9 protein-coding genes are annotated in these 9906 nt (G+C 46.2%); 7 read left to right on the top strand and 2 right to left on the bottom strand.

From position 1 onward, the window contains the following. The coding region (locus QUA50_RS23170; protein WP_333267315.1) for an IS200/IS605 family accessory protein TnpB-related protein at positions 1–604 on the top strand (604 nt) is incomplete at its 5' end. Positions 605–661: 57 nt separating this feature from the next. Further along, entirely contained in the window at positions 662–2047 is a 1386-nt protein-coding gene (gene argH, locus QUA50_RS23165; protein ID WP_333267317.1) for an argininosuccinate lyase, read from the top strand. Between the two features lie 112 nt (positions 2048–2159). Here argH and QUA50_RS23160 read toward each other — a convergent pair whose 3' ends face one another. Then, entirely contained in the window at positions 2160–2348 is a 189-nt protein-coding gene (locus QUA50_RS23160; protein WP_006632360.1) for a hypothetical protein, read from the bottom strand. Positions 2349–2814: 466 nt separating this feature from the next. On the opposite strand from QUA50_RS23160, the gene bcp reads away from it, so the two are divergent. The 4 genes from bcp to QUA50_RS23140 all read left to right on the top strand — a co-directional run bounded on the left by bcp (position 2815) and on the right by QUA50_RS23140 (position 6117). Beyond that, positions 2815–3288: a thioredoxin-dependent thiol peroxidase gene (bcp, locus tag QUA50_RS23155; protein WP_333267320.1), complete on the top strand. Its 474-nt coding sequence runs from the start codon at positions 2815–2817 to the stop codon at positions 3286–3288. 77 nt (positions 3289–3365) lie between these two features. Beyond that, positions 3366–3821 carry an NUDIX hydrolase gene (locus QUA50_RS23150; protein ID WP_333267322.1) on the top strand — a complete coding sequence of 152 codons (456 nt, stop codon included), beginning with the start codon at positions 3366–3368 and terminating at the stop codon, positions 3819–3821. A 214-nt stretch (positions 3822–4035) separates the two neighbouring features. Continuing rightward, entirely contained in the window at positions 4036–5085 is a 1050-nt protein-coding gene (locus QUA50_RS23145; protein ID WP_333267323.1) for a transposase, read from the top strand. A gap of 225 nt (positions 5086–5310) precedes the next feature. Beyond that, positions 5311–6117 (top strand): alpha/beta hydrolase, encoded by an 807-nt coding sequence (locus QUA50_RS23140; protein ID WP_333267325.1) that lies wholly within the window; start codon positions 5311–5313, stop codon positions 6115–6117. A gap of 12 nt (positions 6118–6129) precedes the next feature. Here the strand turns inward: QUA50_RS23140 and QUA50_RS23135 are convergent, their stop codons facing one another. After that, positions 6130–7062: a pantothenate kinase gene (locus QUA50_RS23135; protein ID WP_333267327.1), complete on the bottom strand. Its 933-nt coding sequence runs from the start codon at positions 7060–7062 to the stop codon at positions 6130–6132. Between the two features lie 315 nt (positions 7063–7377). Here QUA50_RS23135 and QUA50_RS23130 point away from each other — a divergent pair, with 315 nt between their 5' ends. Continuing rightward, positions 7378–9483 (top strand): GAF domain-containing protein, encoded by a 2106-nt coding sequence (locus tag QUA50_RS23130; protein WP_333267329.1) that lies wholly within the window; start codon positions 7378–7380, stop codon positions 9481–9483. Positions 9484–9906: the final 423 nt, after the last annotated feature.

The raw sequence follows: 9906 nt of genomic DNA, 5'->3' as shown, positions 1-9906 counted from the left end.
GTCAGAACACTCTCGACACAAGCACAATAAAGGCTTTTCATCCAAAAGACTGGAACAGTTATCAGAAACTCGTGCCAGAAGGATGAGAGATGCTGTCAATAAAGCAGTCAGAACCATCATAAATTATTGCGAAAACCACCAAATTAATGTCATAGTTTTTGGCTGGAATAAAGGTCAGAAGCAAGAAGTTAATATGGGAGGCAAAACCAATCAAAACTTTGTCCAAATCCCCACAGCTAAAGTTAAGGAAAGATTGCAGCAAGAATGCGAGTTAAGGGGATGGCGATTTGTAGAGCAAAATGAATCTTATTCCTCAAAAGCCAGTTTTTTAGAGCGAGACTTTCTGCCAGTGAAAGTCGGTGAAAAACCCGACAATTGGCAGCCATCTGGTAAGCGAATTAAACGCGGTCTTTACCGTTCTAGCGCTGGATTGTTAATCAATGCAGACGTTAATGGGGCGGCAGATATCATCCGAAAATCAAAAGTAGCCACAGACTCAATAATTGAGCGAGTGAGTAGCGGGTTGTTGACTAACCCTTTGAGAATTAAACTTTGGGCGGATTCATCCCCCAAAGTTTGTCCTCAAGAATCCCCGCGTCTTTAGACCGGGGAGTGTCAAAGACTTCTGCAAGAGAGATATAATCTAGTTTTAGCTCGAGCAATGACAACACAACAAAAAACTTGGAGTCAAAGATTTGAATCGGCGCTGCACCCGGCGATCGCCCGATTCAATGCTAGTATTGGCTTCGATATTGAATTGATTGAGTATGACTTGACTGGTTCTGTCGCTCACGCTAAAATGCTGGCAAAAACGGGGATTATTTCCGCAGCAGAAGGCGAACAGTTAGTCAATGGTTTGGAACAGATCCGCCGCGAATACCGCCAAGGACTTTTTGTTCCGGGAGTTGATGCAGAAGACGTTCACTTCGCTGTAGAGAAGCGGCTGACGGAGATTGTGGGGGATGCTGGGAAAAAGTTGCACACGGCTCGATCGCGCAACGATCAAGCAGGTACTGATACTCGGTTGTATTTGCGCGATCGCATCGCCGAAATTCGAGATCAATTGCGGGAATTTCAAGGGGTTTTGCTCGATCTTGCCGATCGTAACGTGGAAACTTTAATTCCCGGTTACACTCATTTGCAGCGCGCTCAGCCGATCAGTCTGGCTCATTACCTGTTAGCTTATTTTGAAATGACCGATCGCGATTGGGAACGCCTCGGCGATATCTGCAAGCGGGTGAATGTTTCGCCTTTGGGTTGTGGTGCGCTGGCGGGGACGACTTTCCCGATCGACCGACATTATACGGCAGAAATATTGCAATTTGACAAGGTTTATGCTAATAGCTTAGATGGAGTGAGCGATCGAGATTTTGCGATCGAATTTCTCGCTGCCGCCAGCTTGATTCTGGTACACCTGAGCCGCTTGTCAGAAGAAATGATTTTGTGGTCTTCTCACGAATTTGGATTTATTACGCTCAAAGATAGCTGCGCTACGGGTTCTAGCATCATGCCCCAGAAAAAAAATCCCGACGTGCCGGAGTTGGTGCGGGGCAAAGCGGGGCGGGTGTTCGGTAACTTGCAAGCCTTGTTGGTAGTAGTGAAGGGACTTCCTTTGGCCTACAACAAAGATTTACAAGAAGATAAAGAGGCTTTGTTTGATACCGTAAGAACGGTACAGGGTTGCTTGGAAGCAATGACCATTTTGTTGCGGGAAGGCATCGAGTTTAATGGCGATCGCCTCGCTGCTGCTGTTACGGAAGACTTTTCTAATGCTACAGACGTAGCAGACTACTTGGCCGCCAAAGGCGTTCCCTTCCGGGAAGCTTACAACCTTGTCGGCAAAGTCGTCAAAACTTGCCTTTCGGGGGGCAAACTCCTCAAAGATTTGACACTTGAGGAGTGGAAAGACTTGCACCCAGCCTTTGAGACAGACATTTACAGCGCGATCGCGCCTCAGCAAGTGGTGGCGGCTCGCAATAGTTACGGGGGTACCGGGTTTGAACAAGTGAGAAAATCACTTATCGCTGCGCGCGATCGACTCGCCTAAACATCTGGCCTAAACATCGTTGAATTATTGGACAAATTCCGGCTGGCTATCTCTACGAAAGAACGATCGTGTTTTCCACTCTGGTTCTAAGTTCGGCAGATAGCCTCAGCAATTAATCTTCAGCAGCAGCCATGTCTTTGTCTCTGCCGCCGCTCATGGCGCCCATGCCACCGCCGTTGCCGCCGTCAAATCGTCTTCTCTTGTTGGAGAACATATCTTGATTTCTCCGCTTGCGAAACTTGCGAGCGTATGCTTGATTTCGTTGTGCCTTCTCTTTCTTGAGATTGCGGCGCTTAGCCATTCTGACCTCACTAATAAACATTGACAGTCCCCGGGCTTTCACGCACGGGGATTCTTAAGTTTGACACTCTGTGCACTCAGGCGTGACTGAGATTCTTGCTTGGGCGAAGTCACTTACTGGCGACAGGGTTGCTCCAGCCGCATTATAAATGTCTTCTCCCCAAGCGTTAATTCCGGTATGCCCTACCGTACTCGATCGGTTCTCTTTCTGTAGTTAGGTTTTCTTCAAATTTAGCTTTCCTAAACCGCAACACCGTTAGGTGTGACTACGCACTCAACTAATCCAGTTAAGTTTTTACGTTGGCTAGTTATACTCAATTTTAGACCGATGACGATCATAGCACACTCGGCACAAGACCCAGAAAAAAGAACACGGGGATTCAACTCGCTGGGAATCTGGGCCCGATGGGACGCAATGTTTTCGCTCTGGCAGCAGATTTGTATAAACTCTTGACAAAATACGACCAATGACGATTTATCCCGGTGACGTAGCTCCTCTCTTCAGCCTGCCAGACGCGCAAGGCAATGTCGTCAGCCTTGCAGATTTTCGAGGGCGGCGAGTTGTACTTTATTTTTACCCTAGGGACAATACCCCTGGCTGTACTAAAGAAGCTTGCGGCTTTCGCGATATTTACTCAGACTACGAGTCGCGCAATATTGCAGTCCTCGGTGTCAGCACAGACGGGGCCGGTGCCCACGCCAAGTTTGCAGCTAAATATCAACTGCCTTTTCCCTTGCTGTGCGACTTAAACGCTGAAGTTGCTACCGCCTACGGCTGTTACGGACTTAAAAAGTTTATGGGAAAAGAATTTATGGGAATTACTCGATCGACCTTCGCGATCGACCCTGATGGTAGGATTGAAAAGGTTTACCGCAAAGTCAAACCAGAATCTCACGCAGCGGAGATATTAGCAGATTTGCCAGACCTCTGGCCTGAATGAAAAATTAAAAATTGAGACTCCGGAGCTGCGCGCTAGGAGCCCTGAAATTACTATCTCCTAAACAAGCTTTTGAGTTTATGCGTCGATTGTGGCAAATTGTACAAACTGTGCTGGGACTGATTTTTCGACATCCAGTCACTGGTACTGCGGTTATTCCTGTATTGCCTGACGGGCGAATTGTGTTAATTCGCCGCCGCGACAACGGTCGCTGGGGACTGCCGGGAGGTATGGTGGATTGGGGAGAGGATATTCCGACGACAGTGCGCCGGGAATTAGCGGAGGAAACAGGACTCGAATTAGTCAAAATCCGTCGCTTGGTGGGTGTTTATTCGGCTGCCGATAGAGACCCTCGCCTGCACTCGATTTGTATCGTGGTGGCGGCAGAGGTGCAGGGCAAGATGCAAGTTCAGGATACGCTTGAAGTCAGCGAGGTTGAGGGTTTTTTCCCCGCATCGCTGCCGGAGGGCCAGCTCAGCCACGATAACGACCAACACTTACAGGACTATTTTCAAGGCCTGACAACTTTGGCATAAATCGCGGGGCATCCAAATTTGAGATAAGTCGGAAATTACCCCGCCTTCAAAACTTGTCTGTTATGAATGTGGAATTAATTTTCACTAAAGAACTGGGCGGAGCGTAGCGGAGGGCTGAAGCCCCGTTCTTATAGGACGGCTTTGATTCTCTTCATTTTCTGTTAATTGTATTGATAATACATGGTACAATAAAGCAATCAAGCAATAGTAAACAATGAAAGCAAGGTACAAGTACAGAATCTATCCGACCGACCAAAAGGAACAGAGCTTGGCTCAGTTATTTAATTGCGTTCGCGTTGTCTGGAATGATGCTCTTGCACTTTGCAAAAAATCCGAAAAAAAGCCGAAATCGACAGAACTTCAGAAAATAGTAATAACTGGGGCAAAACAGACTGAGGAAACGACTTGGCTCGAAGATGTGTCATGCGTTCCCTTGCAACAGTCTGTAACCGATTTAGAAACGGCTTTTAAGAATTTCTTTGATTCCTACCAAGGCAAAAGAAAAGGGCAAAAAGTACGGTATCCTAGGTTTAAAAAAAAGACAATCAGTCAATCGGCAAGATTTACTGGTCGTGAATTTTCCCTGAATAAAAAGGGTGGCGTTTACTTAGCAAAAATTGGAATTGTCAAGCCAATACGGTCTAGGGAGTTGCCCTCAGCACCTAGCTCGGTCACGGTAATCAAGGATTTCGCTAATCGCTATTTCTTAAGCTTTGTTGTAGAGGTCGAACCAGTTCGATCCGAGGCTTTGCATCCCAGTGTTGGTATCGACTTAGGGATTAAAACCTTTGCGGTAATGAGTAATGGCGCCAAAGCCGAAAGTCCTAGTTATAAAAAACTAGACGGGAAAGTTCGCAAACTGCAACGCAAGTTAGCTCGCGAACCTCATGACTCCAAAAGAAGGAATGTAACTCGAATCAATATCGCCAAGCTTCATAACCGTATTTCTGATGATCGTAAAGATTTTCTACAGAAATTATCGACCAAAATAGTCAACGAAAACCAAGTGATTGTTTGGGAAGATTTAAATGTGTCGGGCATGGTTGAAAACCGCAAACTTGCTAGAGTAATCAACTTGCAAGGTTGGAGAGAATTCAGGACTTTGTGCGAAGCTAAGTCTGAAAAGTTTGGCAGAGAGTTCAAGGTGATTAGTCGATGGGAACCCACCAGTCAGGTCTGTTCGGACTGTGGTTTCAAGTGGGGTAAAATCGATTTATCTATTCGCGAGCGTGCTCTGTTTGAATTGTGGTATGGAGCAGGATAGAGATGAAAATGCGGCTAGAAATATAGCTCAAGTCGGGATGGGGAATCGCCACGACTCTAAATGGAGTGCTGAGGGATTGTCAGACTATTTCGGTAGCAGAACCCGATGAAGTGTCAAGAATCACCGCGCCCTGACTGCCGGTGAGTATTTCAATGTTTTCCTACTTTTATGCACAATCTCTGAACATTAAATTAATCATCTTTTTATTACGAAATATTTAACCGGATGTACTCACCGCTACGCAATTCTCGGGTAAAACTCTCTGTAGGGCAAATCTTTTGGCACGAAGTCGGTCAAGGCCCGAATTTAGTATTTTTGCACGGTTCTTGGCACGACAGCAGTCAGTGGCTGAGGACGATCGAACATTTGAGTCCCTACTACCACTGCTTCGCACCGGATTTGCTGGGGTTTGGAGACTCGGAACGCCCGAATCTTCATTATTCGATCGACTTGGAAGTAGAAGGCCTCGCCCAATACCTCGATACTTTGAAGTTGCGACAGGTTTATTTAATCGCTCACTCTGTGGGCGGCTGGGTGGCCACCAGCTACGCTATCAAATATCCCGATCGAGTTCAGGGTTTGGTGTTGTTGGCCCCAGAAGGCGTCAAGGCTGGCAACCGACGGGGGCGGTGGCAGACGGCTAGCTGGCTAATCGGCCAACCTCCGCTGGCTTTGTGGTGGCTGCGTGCGATATATCCAATTGCTAAGTTGCTGGGTAGCCAAAAAAAGATTGACGGATTGCTCAACTTCAGACAGCAGTTGATGGAGTCCCCTGTGGCCGTGCATTTGCTGTTCGGGCGGCGGCGGGCTGAAATTACAGCGGAATTAGTTGATGAGAATTTGCCTTTGCTGAAAGCGCCTGTTTTGCTGTTGCACGGTTCTGAAGAGACTCCCGCAGCTTCGTCTCTGTGTCAATCCTATGCCGCTCTGGCTCCTAATGCCGAACTACAATTAGTCAGTCCGGGGGAAAGCAATTTGCCCCAGGAAGTCCCTGATGTTGTTGCTAACTATATTCGCGAGTTTGCTAGGTGAATTGGGAATTGGTCATTGGTCATTGATAAAATGACAACAGTCAACATTTAACAGGCTAATTCCCCAAAAAATAGCCTCTGGTGCGTCAATTAAGCCTGCGGCTGTCTCAGGAAAGGCTGCGGTGAGGTATTTTAAAAGCAGAGTGCGATCGCCCCCCGTGACCGCAATTTTGCTATCAGGAAACAAACACCGCCAATCTTCAATAAAATCCCTAACTCCTGCCACCGTCGCATACACAACTCCGCTTTGAATTGCCCCAGCAGTGTCTGTCGCCCAGCGGTATGGCAAATTTTGTGGTAAAGTGATTAAAGGTAATCCAGCAGTTTTTTTACCTAACGAGGATAACTGCAAACCCAAACCTGGTAAGATTGCGCCCCCAACTAAATACCTATTGACATCAGCCCCAGTAAATGTTAAAGCTGTACCAGCATCTATAAGTAAAACTGGCCAACCCAATTGGTTGCCAGCGCCCAGTACAGCCAAAGCTCTGTCAATTCCCAGGGTAGGATAGAGTCCCCCGATCGGCAACTGGTCTAAAGTAATAATTCGGACATCTGGATAACTCTGCCAAATTGCTGTTTGCTGGGGAACTACTGAAGCCAAAATTAGAGGCAGCGGCACGAAAGAAAGTGTGTGAGGATTAGAAAAAGCGGGAGTAGCAGGAAGACAAAGGAGATTTTGAGCAGATATTTCCTCGATCGACCTCATTACTATTTGCACCAAATATTCTGCCTTTTCCTCCTCTGACAGCCGGGAAACAGCATCAACATTGAGATGCTCTGTATCCCATGTTTTCTCCAGGGTTTTGCCCGCAAATAATCCCCAGTGCAGCCGGGAATTGCCGATCGCCAAAGCTATTTTAATCTGGGCTTTACCTGTCAATCCCCAATTAATGTTGTCGGTGCTTGGGGGCGAACAAAAATTGTCGGGAATTGAATTTTCCATGTCGAGCGAACCGGCGCAAACATTGAACTAAAGATAGATTTTAGATTAATTTTATTCGCTTAACCGGGCGGTTAACTCTATTTGACATCTCACCAAGTTCCAGGCAGCGCGCTAATTAGTATTGTCCCCGGCAGAGCGCATACTTGCTAAATATAAATATTTGTAAAGCAAATAATTGCTTTGCTCAGGCGGCATCATTTATAATATCTTAAGATATTCCAAAAGTCCTGGTAGCTGCGATGGGGCTGTTGGCGGGGTAAGCACAGGTTTATAAAACCAGACTCAATGAAAATACTGTACAACTGCTGAGTAAATATGTCTTTACAAATACAAGAACACGAAAACCCCTGGCACAGAGTAACTTCGCGGTTGCCTGAATCTGAAAACTGGATGCAGCAAGAAAGTCTTTCGCTGCCGGAAGTAGACCGACAAAAAGCCCTAATCGTGCAGATGCAGCAGCAAGTTCAGCTATCAAACTTGCTGAACCAAATTAATAACGAAATTCGCAGTACACTTGATATAGAAGAAATTTTGACATCGGCTTGCAGATTGCTGGGGCAAGCGTTACAGTGCAGCCGCGCGAGCATTTTAGTCAAAGAATCAAATACAGAAAAAACTTTAGTCACGCGCGGAGAGTACAACGCGGGGGACTATCCGATCCAACTGGGAATGAAAGTACCGATGACTGACAACCCGCATTTAGCTGCCGTCGTGTCTCAGCAAGAATCCCTAGCACTGACGAAGTTTCTCGATTTTCCGGGATTGAACCCACAAACCCGAAAAATTGCCGAAGCTTTGGAGATTAAGTCAATGCTGGCAGTAGCTACTCGCTATCAAGGTGAAGTGAATGGCATAATTGGCTTGCATCAGTGCGATCGCGAACGGGAATGGACTGATTGGGAAAGGCAGCTTTTAGAAGGGGTAGGATCGCAATTGGCGATCGCGATTAATCAAGCCAAACTATATAGCAAAACCAGGCGTCAAGCCGAAAGAGAATCGCTGCTGCGGCTGATCGGCAATCAAATTCGCAGTACCCTGGATCTGGGAACTATCCTGGAAACAGCGGTGAGGGAAGTCCGCCAAATGTTGCAGTGCGATCGAGTAATTATCTATCAGTTTCAAGACAACTGGCAAGGAAAAGTTGTTGTTGAAAATATGACAGTTCCTTGGCCTTCAATTTTAGGAGATATGGGGGCTGATAAGTGTTTCCGGGGAGATTACGCCGATCTTTACCAGCAAGGGCGAGTCAAAGCAATTAATGATATTTTTAATGCTGGTTTAGAGCCTTGTCATGTAGATTTTTTAGATAGTTTGCAGGTAAAAGCTAATCTGATAGTGCCAATTGTTACAGCAAGAACTGAAGAAAAGAGTCCCGAAACCGCCGGAAACTATAATCCTAAATTTCCCGGTAGGCTGTGGGGTTTGCTGATTGCTCACGAGTGCCGAGATACCCGCAATTGGCAGCGGCAAGAAATGGAGTTGCTCTCTCAGATAGCCAACCAAATGGCGATCGCCATTCAGCAAGCAGAACTTTACAGCCAAGTCCAAGACGCTGCGGTAAAATCTCAAGCTCAAACCCAGCAGTTGCAGGCTGCGTTAGAAGAATTGCGATCGGCACAGCAGCAATTGATTCAAAGCGAAAAAATGTCAGGTTTGGGGCAAATGGTAGCGGGAATTGCTCATGAAATTAACAACGCCAACAATTTTATCCACGCTAACTTGTTTCACGCTCAAGAATATTTTAAAGCCTTGAACCAAGCTCTAGAAATGGCCGAAAAGGTCTGCCCGGAAGCAGCGGAGGCAATTGTCAGAATCAATGAGGAATTAGAACTCGATTACATTCGAGAAGATTTTAGCAAACTGCTCAATTCAATGCGAGAAGGCAGCGGCAGGATTCGCTCGATCGTGATGACGCTGCGAAATTTTTCTCGTTTAGACCATGCTGAATTAAAACCAGTAGATTTGAATGAAGGTTTAGAAAGCAGTTTCTTGATGCTGCAAAATAAGCTAAAAACCCATATCAAAATAGACAAGCAATACGGCAGTTTGCCGCCAGTCCAATGTCATGCCAGTCAAATTAACCAAGTATTTTATAATTTGATTGACAACGCTTTAGATGCGCTTCAGTCAACGAGCAAACCGGGGGAATTAACTATCCGCAGTTGGCAAAGCGAGCCGGACTGGGTAACAATCTCTGTCCGCGACACGGGAAGTGGCATTCCTGCGGAAATTCAAGACAAGATTTTTGACCCATTTTTTACTACTAAACCTGTGGGTAAAGGCACGGGTTTGGGACTTTCAGTGTGCTATCAGGTGATTGTCCAAGCTCACGGCGGCAAGATCCGTTGCGTCAGTCAGGTTGGCGAAGGAACTGAGTTTATTGTAGAGTTGCCGCTGAAAAATCAGAGGGTAAGTGCATAATTCGTGCTTGAGTCAGATTAACGCTGTTTTGTCACTCTGGCAGTAGTATAGAACTCATTTGACCTCTTGAGGGCGATCGTCAGTCACATGACGGAGCACCAATAAACTTGGTTTTTTAGCGATGCCTGCGGCCAGCTTCGCTAACGCATTTTTAATAGAATCAGATTTAATATCACTTCGGGTTAAACCGTCCGTGACTGTTGACAGTTGACTGTAGAAGGAAGGCTCGAAAAGCTCAATAGTTGAGTGTTAACTGTGAACTCGATTTTATGATTCCAATGCAACTGGGAACGATTTAACTTACGCCCGAACCCTAATTTTCAGAAAGTCCCAACAGGGTTATGCGTATACATATAAAATTTTGAGTATTTTTACTCATCAAAGTCTCTCTTGATTAACTTTTGCTCGCTGAAGCAGTGAAAG

This window comes from Microcoleus sp. M2_D5 (assembly GCF_036701935.1).
Classification (GTDB): Bacteria; Cyanobacteriota; Cyanobacteriia; order Cyanobacteriales; family Microcoleaceae; genus Microcoleus.
The sequence above is the reverse complement of the archived record's forward strand: the minus strand, read 5'-3'. Positions and strand labels throughout refer to the sequence as shown.

Excerpts from the sequence above, each read along its gene's own strand:
- QUA50_RS23160 (WP_006632360.1), bottom strand. The coding sequence starts at position 2,348 with ATGGCTAAGCGCCGCAATCTCAAGAAAGAGAAGGCACAACGAAATCAA.
- QUA50_RS23150 (WP_333267322.1), top strand. The coding sequence starts at position 3,366 with ATGCGTCGATTGTGGCAAATTGTACAAACTGTGCTGGGACTGATTTTT.
- QUA50_RS23135 (WP_333267327.1), bottom strand. The coding sequence starts at position 7,062 with ATGGAAAATTCAATTCCCGACAATTTTTGTTCGCCCCCAAGCACCGAC.
- bcp (WP_333267320.1), top strand. The coding sequence starts at position 2,815 with ATGACGATTTATCCCGGTGACGTAGCTCCTCTCTTCAGCCTGCCAGAC.
- argH (WP_333267317.1), top strand. The coding sequence starts at position 662 with ATGACAACACAACAAAAAACTTGGAGTCAAAGATTTGAATCGGCGCTG.
- QUA50_RS23130 (WP_333267329.1), top strand. The coding sequence starts at position 7,378 with ATGTCTTTACAAATACAAGAACACGAAAACCCCTGGCACAGAGTAACT.
- QUA50_RS23140 (WP_333267325.1), top strand. The coding sequence starts at position 5,311 with ATGTACTCACCGCTACGCAATTCTCGGGTAAAACTCTCTGTAGGGCAA.
- QUA50_RS23145 (WP_333267323.1), top strand. The coding sequence starts at position 4,036 with ATGAAAGCAAGGTACAAGTACAGAATCTATCCGACCGACCAAAAGGAA.